Raw genomic sequence first — 18853 nt, 5'->3', positions numbered from 1 at the left:
TTGGCCGGAGTGTGTGGGGTGGCTTCATCACCCGCGCACCCGAGGCCTGGGCGACCCCAGCGCGTTGACAAGGGCCGCGCCCTTGGTGTTGCTCTGATCTGCCGTGCAGGGAGCATCCCTGCCTGCCAGAGGCGAGAGTCAGTCAGGCCGGAGAAAGTACGCGCTGCTGCGTAAAATCTGATGAAGTCGCAGATGTGTTGCCCAGCACATTTGACGTATGAGGCTGGTTTGAATTCTGCTTTCGGTACTCAGATACCCTAGTTGTCGACACTCCAACGTATTTGGCCAGTGCGTAATTTGAAACGCGACCGATCAGATGTTTGTACTTGTCGAGCTTTGAGAAACGAACAAATGGTGGGATGCCTAAAAAATCGCGACGTGCCTCAATAATACCGATGGGCAATCCTGTTGCACGGCTCACCTTCACAGCCGACATCTGCGACAGCAGAGGCTCAAAACCAATGAGTGGACCGTGATATGCCGGATGAACAAAGGGCTCCACTCCTGGTTGATTTGGTGACACCTCATCGAGGCCAAGCTCGTGACGGATCTGCACAACAAGACCCACCTCAACGTTCACACGACAGGCCAAATCAGCGTCTGGTACCAGACCGATAAACTGCTGGTATTCGCGAAGCGGATGACCAAGTGGTACACGCTGCGCAGCACGCTTGGGTTTTACTACTGATCGAGGATATCTAGGGAGCCGCTGATTTATTCTAAAACCCAGCTGTTGCCCCCTGATAAATCAAGGCCTCCAGAGCGTTGCAGGGACGAAAAATCGAATAAATCAGCGCCTCCCTAGGCAGCTGCATACGGTCTCGAAACCGGGCAACACTGTGAACGGATACCCCGGCGCGACGCGCAATCTCGCGCTCAGGCAAGACGCCGAACATTTCCCTGAAAGGTTCAATGTTGGGGTCGATAGAGAAAACGGACAAAATCGTACGCTAAGCATTCGACCTGTCAGGTTGAGGCCATAGAGATTAACGCCTCGGCGTCAGAAAATGCACAAAACGGCCCTAGTCTGACGCGGTGCCAGTGAGCCGCCTGACGCCAGGTTGAGGTGTACTCCAACGGACACACCTAAACAGGCTCACCAAATGTAACGCACAAAAAAACCGCCCAGGAAAGGCGGTTTTTTGTTGGCAAATCGGTTAGGGGCCTATCTGCCGGTATCACTGGAAGCATTGACGTGGCATTTATGTTTACAAAGGTAAATTATGATTGCAACTCTTTTTTGATGAAACACCCAGCAATTTCAAGGGAAATAAACAGGTCGGAGGCTAGCCAAAGCCTGCAAGCGGCTTTCTGGAGTAAATTTTGTAATGGCGAATCTATTAGCGCCTCGCTAAGATGCGGCTGTCAATTGTGAAACGTGATGTGGGTCGGTTGCTTTAACGATTTCGGACCAAGGGCGCGGACCTAGGAAGCCGCGCGGGTGAAACCTGAGGCCCATCAACCGGCTGAACCTCACTGGAAGCATTGACGTGCTCTAACGGCGCTATGTGTCCCGGAAAAACGCCGGAAGGTAAGGTCGAATTCAGAGACCTCAAGTATGAAGCCTTGGCTGAATGCACTGAAAGATCTGGTGATTCGTATGTTGGCCCGCGCCTTCTACGATTTCATCCGTGACCACTGGAAAGATTGGTTCTAATAGACCTTTTTGACTGGGGAGGAAACCCGCTGCGGCTTAGGCCAACGCGGGTTTTTTCTTGCCTGTAGGTGTCCAGAAATTTCGGTCATGGGGCATGTGTGACCTCAACCAGGCAGGCCGAATGCTTAGCGTACGATTTTGTCCGTTTTCTCTATTCACCCCAATGTTCATTGCTGCTGTCCATGCAGCAATCCCAAATAACTCACGCCTGTACCGAATAGCACCCTGCGATACACCAGCAATCCGAGCAACTCGACAGTCACTACACCTGCCAAGCATTGAGTCATACCACCTGGGCAATCCAACACGGTGCCAATCAATCATTGTTCTAACAGTTACCTATATTCACAAATGTGTAGCGATGTACGCGTAACCCTTCACGAAACACACGCCGTTCACTCCCCAGCACTATGAGGAGTTCTCACTTTCCTTAAGGGACCATGCGCAACGAAAAGGCGCGGCACTTCGTGCTGATATCTGATGTACACCATACTTAACATTTTTTCGGACGTCGGCCTGCCCTATGAATTGATAGCATTTAGGGGATCGATCGCCGGCGCCAGGCACCGATTTTGATAGCATTTCTGAGGACTGCTTTCTTATGCCGGCATCCGTTTCTGACTCGGAATGACAGCATTTTGAACTTGGCCACCTGGTGCCCGGGGCATCTTTTGATAGCATTTCACGCTTGGACACGCTTTCTTCGGCCCTGCCGCTTCGTGCTTCCAGCTTGGCCACTGGGGACGGCGTCGCGACCTCGGCAAAGATGTGGCCATAGTTGGCCACCGTCTGCCGTGTGACGCCCGCTGTCTCAGCAACAGCCGTTAGACTCAATTTTTGCCCTTGCCCTTGCAGCGATCTACAAGCGGCTCTAATCGCTGATTCAGTCGCTCTCTGTCGCAGCTCATGAGTACGCTTCGCAGCAAGTCTTTGACGGTCTTCTAGCGGCAAGGCCGCGTCCAGCTCCATCACGCCACGACAGCAAGGCGAACCTCCCCAGTAGTGCGCCCATGTCCACCGGCTGATCGATCTGACCGTAGCCCGCAAAGACGATTGCGGTAGGTTTCCGGTGTGGAAACCTTGACGGCTGAAAGTGTTGTTGTTGTGCGCATAAGCTTCCAGCAACCGACAGAACGATTCGAAACTGCCTTCCTCGCGCTGCTGGCCGACAACGCTGTACGCGTAATAGCGCAACCTTTCAAACAGCATGACGTGCCTGGACTCAGGCAGGTCTTCAAGCCGTCCAGCTTTGCGCCACGGATTCACCTGCGTGGAAACGTACTCGGCCAGATCTGCGAGGTCGTAGACGTGATCGTGCAATTCTGTGGTAAGCCACCAAGGGTGGCCGGGAGTCTTGGCGACTGGCCCGCTGTTGTAGTCCGGATCGGCTTTTAGCAAGAGAGCGAAAGCAGAGTAAATCGCTTTCATGTACGCGATGGGTTTGTCTCTGGCCTTCTCTGTCGTGCATACCGGTGAGATTGCGTAGTACAAATGGGAATGCCCATTTGCCCTATTGCGCACGATCAGATTGGGCTGAGGCAGGCCAAGATCATCCCAAATGAGCGAGTTTGCGTGATCGAGGTCGAAGATCAACCACGACACCATCCCGCGCCGGTTGATCTGCATGTAGGGAAACCGAATTGCATGGTCACGCGGTCGGACCAGCGCAGCGGTCTTGTTGTCGCTGCACCGTGCAAGGTAAGGCGATTCGCTCAGGATCCTATTGAGAGCCGTACCGGCTTCGAAATAGCGATCAGGTGCCGCAGAGGACTTGCTTGATTGCTTCTTGCGCTGGGTGCTGCCGGTGACGACAGCGGTACCCACCGCTTTTAAGGTTGCATCCATGTTCCCGCCGTTCAGCGGTCAGCTGATTACAACTGCTTTCTTCGACTTGCACGAAGCCGAAGTGCCAGCCATAATCAGCTCACCTTGTTGAGGAACAGGTTTCTGCCGTCGAAAGAAGAAAACCTGTTCTGGTTAGTCCAAAAAGCCCGGTTACCACGCCGGGCTTTTTGGTTTCTGCAATCTGGCTACGCCACTTGCGTATCCGTCATGTGTAACGTCCTCACTTCAACAAACCCTATCCTACGAGCGTCACCATGAGCAGCACCAAGTGTCGAGTAGACCTTGTGCGCCTCGGACCTTGCGAGCGTAACCGTTGCCAAGGATCCATCCGTTCGCTCAACCATAAGCACCCATGATGCATGCATCATCGGAGCGGGAGCGACGATTGCCGCTTTTAAGGCACCGTCCTTGTACATCTGTCGCGCTTGAGAAAGATCCACGGCCATGACGCCCTCAAATCGTTTGGTAATAACGAATCAAGATTAAGCTCCGCTGCATGAAATAGCAATTCATGTAACAAAAATCAGGCTTTCGACAGCCCAAACAGCGGAATTAACGCAGGTTTTCGGGATTTGTGCTGTCCTCAGTGAGTTGCGCGTGCAGCAGCTGGTGACCCGAAGGCCCCGTTCGGCTCCATGTCGTCCGGCATCGCTATAGTCAGTTCGCGAAAGCCGATCCGATGCGCGTCCATCACAGCAGCGCCGTAGCGCACATAGCGCTTAACCTGATCAGACTTTTCAGCCACCGTTACCAGCTCATGGTCACCAGTTCTGGTTTTGGTGATGCGCAGCAACCAATTGCCTGGAGTATCAGGGTCTGTAATCACCGAGGCAGCCATAGGGATGCCTTCTTGAAACAGTCTCTTGAGTATTTGTAAGCGCACAATCTGTCCTTCTTCGATTCAACGTCAACGCAATCACTTGCGAGTTAGCCAGGTTAAGCAGGTGCGCAAAAACGCGAATATTCTTCCCGTGCATCCATCAAGAGACCGGGCTCTGCCCGCCTCTCGCGCTGCTGCGCAGCTACTCTCCAACCCGCAGGGGGCCGCCCCTGAGCTCGGGAGCGTGGGGTGATGAAGCTACCCCCCACTCCGTCGCAGAGCCTTTACGTCACTACGAGCCGTCAAGGGGCCGAGTCCTCGGCGCTTCGCGCCTGTGGGCCGCACCAACCCCTTGACCGCTTTTCGTGACAACATCGATCACTCCGCAGCCGCAGGCTTCGGTTCATAGATCCGCAACACCACACGGCCACTGACGGAAATGTTCGGGGTTATTTCGATGTTGAAACCCTTGCCGTCAGAGGTCGGAAATGCAGCCCCTACCCTTGTCCAAGCGGTCTTTTTCTTCAAATTCTCGCCTTCACCGGTTGTGAATTCGTGCGGGATCAGTGCGTCGTAACGAACTTTCTTATCGGTTTCCATTGCGTTGGTTCCTCTTCATCGTGTTTTCATCGATTGCCAACCAGTCCTCGTAGAGCCGCTGAGCGGCGTCACGAACGGCTTGATCCGCATTGGTACGCATCACGTCAAGATCGACCCCGTAATACCCGCTAGCGAGCATCACAGCGCGTCCATCCGCTGGGGTTAAAGAATCTTGAAGCTTATGCACAGCGCATGCGCAGCTGTATTCGTACACCTCTGCCACGTGCCCGTTCTGGGTAACGGTTTCTTGAACTACAGCGTCGACCAACTGGCGAGCACTCACATACATATGGTTGTAAAAGACCAGCACCTGACCGGCGATCTGCCGCAGATCTGCTGGTTGCACGCCACGTAGTTCGGCAAGGACGAGCGGAGTCCAACTCCTATGGCTTTCGCGAATCGCTTCAAGCCATCGTTTATCGCAGTCCGTCAACATTGCGCTTCCTCGTTACAAAATATGGTGCCAGATGCCCCGGCCAGCTCACCACTAAGCAGGTGACGCAACCACTAGGCGTAATCCGCAGATGGTTTCAAACATGCTGCCGGATGCCCCGGCCAGCCCACCACTAAGCAGGTGACGCAACCACTAGACGTAATCCGCGTGTGGTCTATAACGCTCATTGATCGTTGCCGATGACGTCTTGAGCTCGCTTACTTGCTTCATCCAAGTTGCGTTGCTGTTCATCCCCCGACACACTGAAATTTGGTTTATCTACGCAATACGTGTGTGTGTTGCCGCTTTTCCTGTAAGTCATCGGCGGCTGCCAGCACTTGACCTGGACTTTAGGACAGTCGCCACCTATAAAACCGGTTGTGGCACACATGGTGTACGCAGCGCGCATATCGTTTTTATCATCGTAGTCAAAATCGTATTCGCTACCGGCCATTACGGAGCTTGATAGCAGCAAAGCTAATAGAAAAACATTTTTCATCAGTTGCTAGCCTCATATTTCGAAACGCGTGCAAGTATTGAGCTAACGTAGTTCTGCGTTTCAGGGAAAGGGGGGATACCGTTGTATTTATCAACTGCTCCTGGGCCAGCGTTGTACGCAGCCAAGGCGTAATCCAGCCGCTTATACTTGGCGAGCAATTCGGCAAAATACCGGGTGCCAACCTTAATGTTCATGGCGACATCAAAGGGGTCAATATTGAATTGTTTGGACAAACTTGGCATAAGCTGCATCAGGCCTTGCGCCCCCTTCGGACTGATCGCATTCGGGTCGTTGCGTGACTCTTGAGCGATTATTTCGCTGATGACGCTTTCATTGACGTCTTGCTCTTTAGCGTTCTGCTTTATGAGTTCCGCGTAAGGTCCATCACCGATAGGTGCGCCCTGCGGGTCGTACAAACCCGAATCGGTGGGCACCGGCACAACGCCTGCAGGCGCTTGTGCCTCAGGAAGCTCATCTTCCTTACGCTTGAACGCTTCACGCATGGCCATAACTTGATCTTGACTCCAGCCAGCGCGACGCTTCTTGGACCCAAAGCCCGTCACCGCTCCCGTAGCTGGTGCGGCATAGTTCTCTGCTGGCATCGAGGACGGTTGCGCTTTTTCAGTGCCTGGGAACAGGTACGCGTACAGCTCCTCTGTGTCCGTTGGATCGGAGTCGGCAGCGCATGCATTAGCGGTAACGCCCAGGAGCATTACCAGCGCTACGAATGGCTTACTGAGCTTTGGCAGGAACAACGACATAATTCGCTTTCTCCGGCTCGTTATCCACACTTACAGGCCGTGTCAGGTCGCGGTAGACAACATTGCGACTCGACAAAGAAAAGAACTCACCTGTTCCGGTCACATGTGTCGTGTTACAGCCCGTCAGTACGGCGCTAATACCAATCATAAGCAGGGCTTTCTTCATGATTTTTTCTCCGAGAAAGAGACAAGCTTGTGGTTGCGATCAATGACGATCCAGTTGTCGTTGCCGATCAGGAGCTGCAATGCGTCGATAATCGGCATCGTCCTGTGAATCTTCGCGATAGGAGGGATACGCGAGTTGACGATGGTTATTGCATCACTAGGGGCTGGATACGATGTGACCAGCGTGTAGCCGCTAGGCTCCAACAAGTAACGCGCTGCATCACCAACGGTTTGCGCATCCTCCGGGTAGACAGTACGCGCATACAGCGCGAGCGGGTCGATGACGCTTGATTGACTGTTAGCAGTATCGTTAGCCAAACTCAACATCGGCCAGAAAGCGACCGCACACAAGATTTTAATTAATGTATTTCGCATAGAGGTCGCTCCAAGGTTCAACATACATTTCTTCTTCAATGATCACCTGAAAGCTTTGCCCAGGACGAATAGTCTGTGTCGGCACAATGTTCAGGTACTTCTCAACAAGTGGTGAGAACTGCTGACGTGAGTTTTCACCAACGTCACCAGCGTAACTGCCCTTCTCGTCGCCGGTCCCTGAATAGCTGCTCTGTGAACCGATAAGGGCATACGCCGCAACGCCAAGGAACTGCGGCAAAAAGTGGTAGTCGGTTTGATCACCAATAGCACCGACACCTTCTCTGTCCGCAGAACTAGCCTTACTAAAATCTATTAACTTGGCATCAGGTCGAACACCGTTCTTGACCAAGAATGCAACACGGTCTGAAATTGCTTCGTTAACATTGCGTGTACGCTCTATGCCGATATTGATTTCCATACCTTTAGGAAACACTACATACCGCCGTGAGGTATCGTATACGTCGCGGCTCACTATTGCCTTCAACGACGAACCTGGATAATCGGATACTGCTTTTTTCGTCAAAGTTGTCAAGATTTCGGTCCCAGGTGGAACCTTGATTTTTCCTTCAATATCCGCGTTGTACTTGTTGTCTTTGGTGTAGCCAACTACGTTCTCAGGCGGCTTAGAAAAACCGGATGATACTTGCTGCAATTCCTGACGCACCGGACTCGGCGTGCCACGTCCTGCGGCTTCTGGCAGGCCGGATGCCCCTTGGGCCGCAAGCGTGGCGCGCAAGCGCTGCGCCTCTTCGATCCGGCGCTTCACCTCGGCGCGACGCTGCTCCAAGCTCTCACCATCGTTAAATGGGCGGTTCAGGTTTGCGACTTGGCTATTTATGTCGCCCTTGGGAGCTGGAGTAGACGCAGCGGCGGCTCTTGGAGTGGATCCTTGCGCCGTCTGCGCGGATTTGGCTTTAGAGAGATTCCAGCCCCCCTGAGCGGCCTTTAGCGCACGAGTCGTCTCCTTCGCCCTAAACGAACGGAGTTCTTTTTCCTCGGCTGACATGGACTGTTCTTTTTGGGCAGCCTCTTGAGCTGCTATAGCTTTCCCCTGGGGAGTGGTGGTGTCCAAATCGTCCAACTGCTGCTCAAGCGAGGAACGGTTAGTTTCAACGGCTACAGGTCGCGGCGTTGGCCTGCGGCCATCAAGTAGTTGATTGAACTGATCACGAGCATCGTTATTTGAATGTCGAACAGGCGGAGCTTCCTCGACAGGATCTGTTCGCTTAGTCCCCCCGTTCATGTTTGTCCAAATGTTCATAAGCGTCAGTACGCCCAGCAGGCTCAGGACGATGCCGCCGGCCACAAAAAACCAAAGTTGCATCTTCCGCTTGTACGTTGCGGGTTTCTCTTCCACCCGAGGCGAGGATTCTTTGGTCATAAATCCCCCTTAAAACTCGCCATGAGTGTCGCTGTTCGCACGTTTAACGCCGATTTCGGCCTCGTCAGCGCGAAGTGTGAACTTGGGGTAGATGCCGGAGATAACGTACATGCCGTAGGCATCGTCGTAAGACGTGTGTACCACGGCGTTCTTGCCGCCGATCTCGGTTTCTACTGACAGCAACCCACGGTTAGGCTGATTCAGCCTGATGTAGGTGAAACGGCCATCGTCGTATACATCAGTGATGATGCCTTTGGCAGCAAAGCCACTTCCCTCATCCCAGCTATAGCGGGTGTAAACGTGGTACCGGAAACGGCGCAGTGCTTCGACTACGGCCTTTTTCTTATCGTCCTCCGCTTGACGCCGGACTTGGCTGAGCTGCTGCTGGAGCTGCTGCGCTTGCACACCCGCCGCTGCGTTGCCCTGAGCCAAGCGAGCAGACTGCGCCTGCAACGCAGCGCGCCCCTCAGAAGTGAAGACCATGCCGTCTGCTACGACTTTTACACAAGTGTCGTTTTGGTCAGCAGAGACGCGTTTTGCAAGAATGTCGTATGAGTTGCCATCAGCCGTCCAGGCACGGACAACGGCCTGTGCACCATCAGGTTGCTGACTGTTAGGCTTGACAACGATCTGACTGGTTGCTCCGTCCGTATCCCAAAGCGTCGAGCTGGGCACTGGGTCCATGATGATATCGGCCGGAAACTCGATACGAGTGCCGAGGTACATAGCCGAGTTCACCTGTATCACCATGTCTGGTTTCCAGTGGATTACGCGGCAGCTCGCAGCCTGCGCTGACACAGCAGCGGCCAGCAGGATCACACTAACACCAGTATTGATAATTGCTTTTTTCATTGTGCTTGGCCCTCTGGAGCGCTGTTATAGCCTGCTGGATCATCGATCAAATCGGACTCGATAATTTCAAGTCCAAGTGGGTTAACGCGTAACCAGTCCTGTTTCTTCTCGGCAAGTTGCTCTTTTGGCAACAAACGCCACTGGACGCGCAAAATCTTCTTCTCAACGCCGTTCTGTTTTACCAAGCCGTTTGAGGTTTTTGTTACTACGGTCAGATAGACGTTGGATCGGATAACCTCTCCTGACTTCTTGTTAAAGATCGCTGGAATCCGATCATAGTGATCAGCGAATCTCCAAGTTACTTCTACTCGATCCGAGTTTTTATTATTGGCTATGTCAACCGCCCGTTGGCTAGCATTGAAGCCACCTGGCTGAGTGCTGACAAAATCGGCCATCATCGCATCGGACATAAATACCGCTGCCTCTGCGTAATTGCGTTTTACCGTTTCAGGCAACTGGCCGTAGCGGTTCTTCGCGTAAGATTCCAAAGACCGATCAATGGTCGAACGGAAGTAGATCTGCTCGTCCTCGGGCTTGAATTCCCCGACGTGCCAATTACCGTCCGGAAACAGTTTTACGTAAACTACTTCCTTAGTGGTCTGTGCTTTATCAAAAGCAACCTTGCTCACCCAGGTCTGGACAAAATGCCCTGCTATCAGCAATAGAATGATCACGAAGTAACGGTTGTTCTGCACCCGCAGCTTAGAAATATCACGAGGCACTTCGGTGTCGCTGACACCTGCCTTCTTCAATTCTTGCTCATCTTGTATGACTGGCATACGACAACCCTCACTTCATGAATTTTTTAACGGCCATATTGGCTGCTGAACCTAGTCCGCCGCTCAAATTTCCGAGCCCGCCAGCCAAGGCAGACGCAAAAACAAACGACGAAAGTACAAAGAGCGCTGCAATCGCCAGCATGCAGGATGCATCTGACAACAAGTAAAAATTATCCTTACCGACATTCACATATGAAATTGGGTCACCCCAGCCATTACCCGCGAAGCTTACATTGAGCGATGCCATAATAGCTTTGATCGAAATAGCCGCAACTACCATAGTCGCTTTGAGCACGACTAACAGGAAGCCAAAGCCTATAAAAAACTTGAACCAACCGTCAAACAAATTTCGCGTTGCAGGCAACAACAAAAAAGGTATGAAGATAGGACCGATGACTTTCGAAAGCGCATATCCAAAATCAGCCCACATGGCAGCTAAGGACGCAACCAAATCCAAAAATGAGCCGGTAACCATCCAAGACACATAATAAATGTACAGTTTCGCAGTATCAAATATCGTCATTTCGTCGACGTTGACTGCGCCCTTCGCTTTATGAATCCATTGGGCAAGGAAGAAGTTATCAGTATTACCAACCAAATGTTCTTGATATCCGTTTGCAATGCCTACAGCAACGTTCCATATAGCGGACGTAGCGGGATTGTAGCTTTCCATAATAGCGAGTGTCGCGAACCACCATAGCACCGCCTGTGCATTAGATTCAGCCGCACGCGTGCCCATAAAAATAAACTTTGTAATCTCTATAGCAAACAGAATGACAGATCCGGCTAGAAACATGACTCGCGTAAAGTCATGTACTGGCCCGTCGCTTGCGGACATCATACTGTCCACAAAGTCCCGAAGTTCGTTGTTAAAGATCCCCTTCATTTCTTGAGACAGACCGGCCTCTGCCTGCCCCATAAACAAAACAGGCGATAGAAAGACGCCACCCAGTAAAATCATGAACACTAGGAGCCGCGCGATCTTCTGACCGCGACTTGGATTCGACCAGCTCGATGGTTTACGAACGGCTTCTCCGCTCACCGCACCAGCGGAGGAGTACCCCACGACGACAAACGTATCCGTAACCTCGTCCTTCGCGTACAGCGGAACTGCGACCGGCTGACTGTCCTCAACCGCATTGCGCTTTAGGCGACGCTTTCGCAGTACGATCAAGGTCGCGCAAATCAACGCGATGGAAGCAACCAGAAGCTGCGCGTGAAGTAGGTAAGAGAACATTACTCTTCCCCTCCTTTACCGAGCGGGCAGCGACGCACGATGTTCAAAGTCTTGCCGCCCTTGCACTCGATGAACCACGGATCATCTTGTGTCTGACGTGCGCCCAGCACATGGACCTGAATCCACCACCCTTCCTGCACGATCGCCTTCTTCGTCACAACGCCGGGTTTACGGCGCGCACTGAAGTAACCACCCTTCTGTGCCGTACCCCATTCGCGCTGGAGCTTCTGCAAGGCTCCCTCTGCTGCGCTCTTTCCCAGGCCCGCATAGTGCTTTTTGGAATAGTCCTCGCTTCCACGGGGGGGGTACAGGCCGTTTGCTTTCGCTGTGTAACCGCTGACGCACGTATCCTTTTCACCTACAGTAGCGAACCCTTTGGCATCACATATTTTTATACCGTCTTGGATCATCTTTACACGTGCCATGTCGTCTGACTTGGAGTCTGCAAAGACAGGCAATGCAATGAACGCAATAACAGCGGCAGTAATGAATTTCATAAAACCTCCAATCAGTATTTCGACAACGGCTCATTGTCGATAACAATCTCATCGCTGAGTCTGGCTTTAGCTTCTTTCAAAGAAGCCATGCGACCTTGGTTTTGCAAGGAGAACACTTGCGCATCCAACTGGTTAGCATATTGAAGCTGCGCGTTATTAATCGCGTTTTGCTGTTGAGCTGCTTCAATCATGAGTTCGTTCTGCTCTGCCATAACTTGCAGCGTTTTTAGATGGTCCTCGGGGCCGAGAGCTGCGCGCTTCTCCGCAACTTCACCGTAACGTTCCATCTGAATCTCAGACTCGCTCGCCATATCGTCTACGAACAAGCTCTGGCCCACCGCCAGCTGCTCTCGCGCAAAGCTTTGCTCTGACGCAACCGTGGCTTGCTGCTCCGATTTGGCATCAAAGGGAAGCGCTCGAATCGCATCCTCAAGATCACGAGCCTGATCAATCCTCGCGTAGAGCGATTGCAGGTCCTTACCTTTCGCAATCCACTTGCCCGCGCTGAAGTTGGGCATGTTCCCCGGATAGCTATCAATCACGTTTCCATACTTGGCATATATTCCCTGCCAGTCACGCCTGCTTATCTTGTTTTTCAGGCCAGTCATTTGCGTCAGCATATGATCGTAGGAGGTCATAGTCTGCTCGTATGTAGCAACAAGCTGAGCGAGCTGGCTTTCTTCAAGAATTGTCTGCTGCATCTGCTCCGTGTATTGCATCAGCTGATTTGAGTAGTCCGCGACAGCCTGCGCAACCGCTGTTACGTCGAACGTTGGAAAACCGTTTGTGTACCCTGTTAGTGGGGTAACAGCAATCATCGCGGCCACTACACAACGGGTCCAAGCCAGCTTTACCGAACTGACAAAACGCCGAAGCGCAAAATCCTTAGTAATCATCTGTCATTCTCCTGGGAAAATTCGCTTGACCATTTCACTGACTGCTTTATCAATATCATTGGGGTACTGATTAAGCATCTCTCTAACGATTATCGCCTCATGCGGACGGCTTGTAGCTACAACATGCTCCTGTTTAGATGCAACGATGTTAACGACCTTCGAGATACCAGCCTCACGCTGGATAATGAACGCCTGTTTTCGAGGAATGAGACCTGCGATTGCGTCCAGCTCACCTTCGGACAAGTTAAACGCAAGCTTGTACGCTTGGCGATCCATAGTTGGATCGGCCATGAACCACCAAGTTGACGCGGATGAACGCAGCGTGGCCCACCCTTCTAAATTTGAGTAGTGCTCGGGATCCTGGGTCCAGAAAGCCATACCGCCATTGTGCTTGAACCAAGTTCGCGCCTTTTTCACGATGAACTCTGCCATACCGGGAATGCTTAAAAGATACTGAGCTTCGTCCATTTCCAATAGTTTGGGTACACCGCGATTTGCAGGTTCTTCAAACAGCTTAACGACTCGGTAAAAGATCTCATTCATCATCAGCTGCGCAAGGTCATGCTTATCTTTGACGCCGCTTAAATTATAAACAGAGATACGCTTATCCAGTCTGCCTATACCGTCTTCGACGTTATCAAGCAGGTTCCCATTCATTCCGCCTTTAACCCAGCGTGCTAGCTTAAGCTTCAACGACTTACCCAGGTGGTTGTACAACGCCGTCATGTGCTGCATGTGTTTGGGGAGGCGAAGTGTTTCAGACAGCGAGCGATCAAGCTCAAGCTGTTCGTGTTTATCAAGCCCACGCAGCTCTTCGCTGTCGTTCATAGCGAGCATCAGCCGAATCTGCGAGAGCATGTGGTATTTGAAGGCCGCGTCGAACTCACCTTCCGCAGCCACAAAAGGATTCGATCCACGATCCGCATCGGTATTTGTTAAGCGAAATATTCCGCCATCTTCTTGGAAGAATGCGGCTACGCATTCAGAGCCTTCATCAACGTCTACGGCCTGATACAGCGATCCCTTACCGTCCTTCCCGTACTTGAGGAAATGGCCGGCTACGACGTTCTTTAGGTAGGTCTTGCCCATCCGTGAGGGCCCAACACCGATGGACAGACACTTGTCGCCTACGAACGGCGTGTAATGGAATGGAGTCCCATCTTCACTTTCTAGGACGTAGAGTGCTTCTTCGTTATCGACCCCCCACTGCTTGATCCCCTCGCTTGAACGAAAGATCAGTGAGCAAGCACCTACTTGCGACGATGTGAACTCTGCTGCCCGGAATGACTTTTTTGGATACCCAGGCAGAAGCATAGGGAACAGGTCCAACAGGCCAGCCGATTCCCACACCACATGAAAGCCGCTTTGCGTCAAAGACAGGTTCATATCAAGGCGCGCTTTGCGCATTTTCACCGGGTCAGTGTGGAAGACCACCACATGCGACTGGAAGTGGTAGTAGCGGTCAGGCGAATTGGCGGCATCCTCCAATTCAGCGACCTTCTTCTTCAGATGGTTGCTGCCGTCGATCTGCGACTGAATCTTGCTGCTGACATCTTCACCCTTGATCATGGATGAGAACTTCATTTGGCTGCGGTGAAGCTCGTTCTCTTTGCCTGTGATCATGAACGCACGCTCTATAAGCGAGAGTGGCCGTGCCTTAGTCATGATCAAATAGTTGCCGTTCTGTAGGACAGGCATAACGCTACCTCGGCCCCACATACCCTCTGGCACATGCTCGCCGCCGAAGGCCGTCACAGATGCGATGGTCGCGTAGACTGGTTCTACGCCGTCGATCTTCAAACAGTCCATACCATCTATTACAACTGGATGGACGTCACCGTCAGGCAGCATCCGATCCCAATCTTCGGCAGGTATCGTCTCTGTCTGAGCGCTTTCCAGGTACTCAGGCCGCAGATTCACCATTGCGCGGCATTGAGCCCACAATTTTTCAGGTGTCAACCGCATATTCTGCGCAGAAAGAACCTGGACCTTAGCGTCAAGCTCAGACAAAGCGCCGTCTAGCAACTCACCTTGACGCCGCAGCTCATCTTGCTCAACAAGCCATGCACCCCAGTTGCTAAACTTCGCCTGCAAAGCGGAGCGGGCCGAACGTTCGAACGGCGCGGCAAACAGCATTTTGAATGTTGCGGTGCTCAAAAGCTGGTTTATGTTCGCCTCACTGGGGACGTCGAGCATCCAGTAGAGCCTACTGGTCGCCAAATCACGTTCTTCATTGAGGAACCGCTCACGCTGCTTCGACAGCATTTGGCTACGCGGGTCTTTGCGATCCTTGAATGCGACGTTCGCCCCTTCGAAGTGCCAGTAGTACTGCGTGACGACCGTGTCGGGGTGTTGCGTTTGCATAAGGTTGCGCAGAAGAACAGTCGAATGCTCTAAGTCAGCATCACTCAGTCCTTTAGGATCGATACCCGACATTTCGAGTCCGCCGACGAGGCTACCGGTGTGCGAGAGCAAGTTGCCCTTCCACAATCCAGCCGCATACAGCTTCGTGTTGATCGGTTCGCCCGCTTTCTTAGCCGTTGCTGTCGTCATGTTAGAAGCCTTGGAGCCAAGTCAATAACAACGCAAGGTTCATCAACATAATGACCCCTGCACATACCCGGAACGCCCAGGCTATCGCCGCACCGCCCGCCTTGGGCGCAATCACCCACAAGCCGATAGCGGCAAAGCCAGCGATGAACGCGATGAAAAGCACACCTGGGCCACCTACGAAGTTGACTAGCTCCTGCAAGAACCCTACAAACGCCTGCAGGGGGCCGCTACTGCTACCTCCGAGGTCTACATCGTTATTCCCGGCAGCGAACGCTGCCGGAGCCATCACTAGAGCGATGAATGCCGCACACCCACGAGTTACGACTTGCTTCATTTCGAGTTTCCTTGCGTTATGGTTTTAATATTGAAATGGCCCGCCCCGTCCGGGATCAAAACCAACATGCGACGCCGAGTGTTTCGAACGGCGGATAGCCTACTGGCAGTGAACATGCTTCGCAGCCAGACTACATAAGCCTCTGGGTCATCCTTGTGGATCAAATACACCGGCAGGAAGATCACCAAGGCGAGAACGACAGTCGCGGGCAAGCCGACCGTCCAGCCTAGGTATGAGCAAAAAACGACCGCTGCAAACAGAATCAGGAAGGCTGTTCCGACGAAAACCCTCGTCGGTACACCCAAGCTTGTGTCGCGTTGAGTGAATACCGCTTTATTTTTGAGATTGGGGTTTCTATGCTCGTCCACTTTTACCTCAACTCCTGAAGAGATATATACAACTCTATGTACAGCTCTATACACATATCTATACATATATTGGTGCGAAAAGCAACAATTAACCGAGCCGGGGAGCCCGCATGAGCAGGTCCAAAGCAACAAGCATCACCCTGCCGGGCGAACTTATGGCAGACGTAGATCAGTGGTTTGTGGAGCCCATAGCGACCGAAAGGTTTTTCGGAAGAGCGTCACGCTCTATGGTCATAAGGGCATTGCTTGAAATCGCGGTAGAGAACGGTGCCAGATTCGACAGCACCAAGCCGCATAACTATGAAGGCTTGAAGCTGGAATTGGCCCGGATCCTGAAGGATCACACGGAGAGTTAGCATGACCCCGTCCTGTGGGGCCTAACGACGCGCCGGGAGCTTGACGCTCCCTACGCTAATTTGAGCACCGCTGGGGATGCGTCAAAAAGCCTGCGTATTTTGGATCCCGCGTAGAGACTTTGCAACACTTTTTCGCCAGAAAGCTGACAATTTCCGGCAGGAAAACTGGTTACAAGTGGCGTTTTTGATGCCAAAAGGCTAGCCAGATGACGAAGTGACAATCATTTTTCGCAGCTTGCAGGCCCAATAGCCGGTTGTACGTATCGCTTTTTCGAACCGGGAGTCGCGGGGTGTGACGCCATGCTGTTGAGCGTAAGGGGGTCAAGCTGAATGGCGGGGGCCCCGCCCTAGGGGTGGGTTCCGCGTCCGCAGGACTGCCCGCAGGGCATATTCTGCTTGATGTCCTGGAGTGACCCAAGCCTCCGCGACGGAGTGTGGGGTAGTTTCACCACCCCGCGCTCCCGAGCTCAGGGGCGGCCCCCTGCGCGATGACAAGGGCCGCGCCCTTGGTGTTAGTCATTGAGTCCAGGGGTCACCCCTGGCCGCCGGAGGCGTCCACACCGTCAACCCGCCGATGCCTACCAGCCTCCTCATCGTAGATGAATATAGGGACTATTTTTTCGTTCACGATTCGGCTGATGTGCGTCACCTTCCTGCCGATCTTGTAATTTCTGTGGCAGTGAATGAGCAATTGGAAAGATTTTAGAACCTCATGCTCTGCTAGCTCATAGCTCACGTTCCCAGTCGCTGCAAGCAGGTACTGGAACCGCCTGATTGCGTCGTCCGGCCCGTTTGCATGAACGGTTGTTGCTCCGCCAGTGTGACCAGTATTCGACAACTGAATCACGGCGTCAGCTGCCTTCATATCACGTACCTCACCTACGATAGGCCTGTCGGGACGCATACGCAGCATGACTTTCACCAGGTCTGCCAACTCTATTTTTGTCTCGCCCGCGCTGAGCTTTCGTTTCGGGGCTTCAAGCTCCAAAACGTGCGGCAATATCCCGAGCAGATGTAGCTCCGCTGTATCCTCGCTGGTGATGACCCTTTCCCGTGGATCGATGAAATAGGCGCACGACCGCAACAGCGACGTTTTACCAGCACCAGTGTTGCCACTGATCAAGATCGTGTCAGCAGACTCTACCCTGCCCCGTATGAAATCCACCATATCTTGAGAGATCGAACCGAAGCGAACAAGATCATCAAACGTGTAAGCTTTTCTCGGCTTGCATCGCATTGAGATGGTTGCACCGCGGGGGCTTACCGCAGGGAGAGTGCAACATAGCCGCGAGCCATCTGGAAAACGTGCATCCATCACAGGATTGCCATCGTCAATTTCCTGATTAAGCCTGTTAGCGACTTGGTAAATGAACGATTGCAAGGCCTTTTCTGAGCCGAATGTCGCCCCCTCAATTCTGTAGAGCTTTCCTGCTTTCTCGATCACGATGTGATCGTAGCTGTTGACCAGAATCTCTGTGACCTCTTCGTCCAGATAAAGCTCTTTTAGTGGCTCAAAGTAGTGGAGCAAAAGCTCCCAGCTTTCGAGGTCCTCTCGCGGGACCATTCCGAGCATGGTCTCGACTAGATCACTACTGCGTATCGGCTCAAGTTCATCAATCATAGGGAAAATAGCTCCTCAGTTACGAAACGGAAATGATTAAGGTCATGGATGCCGGTTGCCGTGAAGCTTTGCCTTTCGTCAAGCTCAAGCTTGGTACTGCCCGCTTTTGCTCTGTAGATAGGCCAGATTGGCTGATCGAATTTCTCCTGGTACAAATTGCGTAACGCGTCGTTGGGAAAGATGTACTCCACTTGGTCGTAATTTCTGTTGCGTATGTTTTTCAGATGCGAAAGGAAAATGCTGTAAACACGCGAGCTAGATTTGTGGTTTAGCTCCACCTCCAAAGCAATCACTGCTCCATCATGCTGAGTAATTATCGCGTCGGGCAGACGGACAGCACGCAGATGCTTTAGCGTCTTCTCAGGTTTGATATCTGCTATCAGGGGGAGTCTAGCGATGATCGCTGACTGAACCGACAAGGTGTGTATCAGCGTTACCCATGACGGTAAGCGTTTTCTGCGCTTCAGGTCGAGATTCGGCAACAACACAAGTGCGTATTCGAATCCTGCGTCACCAAGCGTGTAAATGACGCGGCGTATCCCCGGTGCCTTATCGACTTTTACAAAACCCGATGCTTCCAAGCGGTTGAAGAATGCGTTCTGGCCGTTGCGCGAAACCCCGAGCATCGAGGTAAGCGTTTCCCTATCTGAGTAGTCGAACCAACCTAACCACTTAATCACGAGCTCAAGTTTTGCGTTGCTCCTCTCCAATGCAACCGTTCGGCTCCACGGTTGCTGTGCAACTGACTTACCCGCTGTATTCAAAATAGTACCCTCACTACTGGTGTCTCATTGTCTTGGGCCGCATCAGCGGCCCCCAGAGGT

At 52.5% G+C, this 18853-nt stretch carries 19 protein-coding genes; all 19 read right to left on the bottom strand.

Features of this window, described 5'->3' with window-relative positions; genetic code table 11:
* Positions 1–142 precede the first annotated feature (142 nt).
* Positions 143–556 (bottom strand): hypothetical protein, encoded by a 414-nt coding sequence (locus tag ALO64_RS25385; RefSeq protein ID WP_152623919.1) that lies wholly within the window; start codon positions 554–556, stop codon positions 143–145.
* 1509 nt (positions 557–2065) lie between these two features.
* Complete coding sequence (locus tag ALO64_RS20810; protein ID WP_044344626.1) at positions 2066–3502, bottom strand: replication initiation protein; 1437 nt, start codon at positions 3500–3502, stop codon at positions 2066–2068.
* A 583-nt stretch (positions 3503–4085) separates the two neighbouring features.
* A complete protein-coding gene (locus tag ALO64_RS20800) occupies positions 4086–4385 on the bottom strand; it encodes a hypothetical protein (protein WP_129429982.1) in 300 nt (99 codons plus the stop codon).
* A gap of 315 nt (positions 4386–4700) precedes the next feature.
* Positions 4701–4922, bottom strand: a complete 222-nt coding sequence (locus ALO64_RS20795; protein WP_019740981.1) for a hypothetical protein — start codon at positions 4920–4922, stop codon at positions 4701–4703.
* Positions 4909–5358: a hypothetical protein gene (locus ALO64_RS20790; protein WP_044344625.1), complete on the bottom strand. Its 450-nt coding sequence runs from the start codon at positions 5356–5358 to the stop codon at positions 4909–4911. The genes ALO64_RS20795 and ALO64_RS20790 overlap by 14 nt, the downstream gene beginning before the upstream one ends.
* A gap of 181 nt (positions 5359–5539) precedes the next feature.
* Positions 5540–5854 (bottom strand): hypothetical protein, encoded by a 315-nt coding sequence (locus ALO64_RS20785; protein ID WP_044344624.1) that lies wholly within the window; start codon positions 5852–5854, stop codon positions 5540–5542.
* Complete coding sequence (locus ALO64_RS20780; protein WP_052508579.1) at positions 5854–6615, bottom strand: lytic transglycosylase domain-containing protein; 762 nt, start codon at positions 6613–6615, stop codon at positions 5854–5856. Before ALO64_RS20780 ends, ALO64_RS20785 begins: the two co-directional genes overlap by 1 nt.
* Positions 6587–6781: a hypothetical protein gene (locus ALO64_RS25380; protein WP_129429983.1), complete on the bottom strand. Its 195-nt coding sequence runs from the start codon at positions 6779–6781 to the stop codon at positions 6587–6589. The genes ALO64_RS20780 and ALO64_RS25380 overlap by 29 nt, the downstream gene beginning before the upstream one ends.
* Entirely contained in the window at positions 6778–7155 is a 378-nt protein-coding gene (locus ALO64_RS20775; RefSeq protein WP_019740977.1) for a hypothetical protein, read from the bottom strand. Before ALO64_RS20775 ends, ALO64_RS25380 begins: the two co-directional genes overlap by 4 nt.
* Positions 7136–8536 (bottom strand): TrbI/VirB10 family protein, encoded by a 1401-nt coding sequence (locus tag ALO64_RS20770; protein ID WP_052508578.1) that lies wholly within the window; start codon positions 8534–8536, stop codon positions 7136–7138. Before ALO64_RS20770 ends, ALO64_RS20775 begins: the two co-directional genes overlap by 20 nt.
* A 9-nt stretch (positions 8537–8545) precedes the next feature.
* On the bottom strand, positions 8546–9388 hold the full coding sequence (locus tag ALO64_RS20765) for a TrbG/VirB9 family P-type conjugative transfer protein (RefSeq protein WP_044344623.1): 843 nt from the start codon (positions 9386–9388) through the stop codon (positions 8546–8548).
* Positions 9385–10167: a hypothetical protein gene (locus tag ALO64_RS20760; RefSeq protein WP_044344622.1), complete on the bottom strand. Its 783-nt coding sequence runs from the start codon at positions 10165–10167 to the stop codon at positions 9385–9387. Before ALO64_RS20760 ends, ALO64_RS20765 begins: the two co-directional genes overlap by 4 nt.
* A 10-nt stretch (positions 10168–10177) precedes the next feature.
* On the bottom strand, positions 10178–11404 hold the full coding sequence (locus ALO64_RS20755) for a type IV secretion system protein (RefSeq protein ID WP_044344621.1): 1227 nt from the start codon (positions 11402–11404) through the stop codon (positions 10178–10180).
* Entirely contained in the window at positions 11404–11901 is a 498-nt protein-coding gene (locus tag ALO64_RS20750; RefSeq protein ID WP_044344620.1) for a hypothetical protein, read from the bottom strand. Before ALO64_RS20750 ends, ALO64_RS20755 begins: the two co-directional genes overlap by 1 nt.
* Positions 11902–11912: 11 nt before the next feature.
* A complete protein-coding gene (locus ALO64_RS20745) occupies positions 11913–12797 on the bottom strand; it encodes a hypothetical protein (protein ID WP_044344619.1) in 885 nt (294 codons plus the stop codon).
* Between the two features lie 3 nt (positions 12798–12800).
* Positions 12801–15350, bottom strand: coding sequence for a VirB4 family type IV secretion system protein (locus tag ALO64_RS20740; RefSeq protein ID WP_044344618.1), 2550 nt, complete (start codon positions 15348–15350; stop codon positions 12801–12803).
* Position 15351: 1 nt separating this feature from the next.
* Positions 15352–15684 carry a hypothetical protein gene (locus tag ALO64_RS20735; RefSeq protein WP_200893698.1) on the bottom strand — a complete coding sequence of 111 codons (333 nt, stop codon included), beginning with the start codon at positions 15682–15684 and terminating at the stop codon, positions 15352–15354.
* A 1256-nt stretch (positions 15685–16940) separates the two neighbouring features.
* Entirely contained in the window at positions 16941–18029 is a 1089-nt protein-coding gene (locus ALO64_RS20720) for a CpaF family protein (RefSeq protein ID WP_044344615.1), read from the bottom strand.
* Entirely contained in the window at positions 18026–18793 is a 768-nt protein-coding gene (locus ALO64_RS20715; RefSeq protein WP_129429986.1) for a hypothetical protein, read from the bottom strand. The genes ALO64_RS20720 and ALO64_RS20715 overlap by 4 nt, the downstream gene beginning before the upstream one ends.
* Positions 18794–18853 lie beyond the last annotated feature (60 nt).

The organism is Pseudomonas meliae, assembly GCF_001400515.1.
Lineage (GTDB): Bacteria > Pseudomonadota > Gammaproteobacteria > Pseudomonadales > Pseudomonadaceae > Aquipseudomonas > Aquipseudomonas amygdali.
This window is presented reverse-complemented; position numbering and strand designations above follow the sequence as displayed.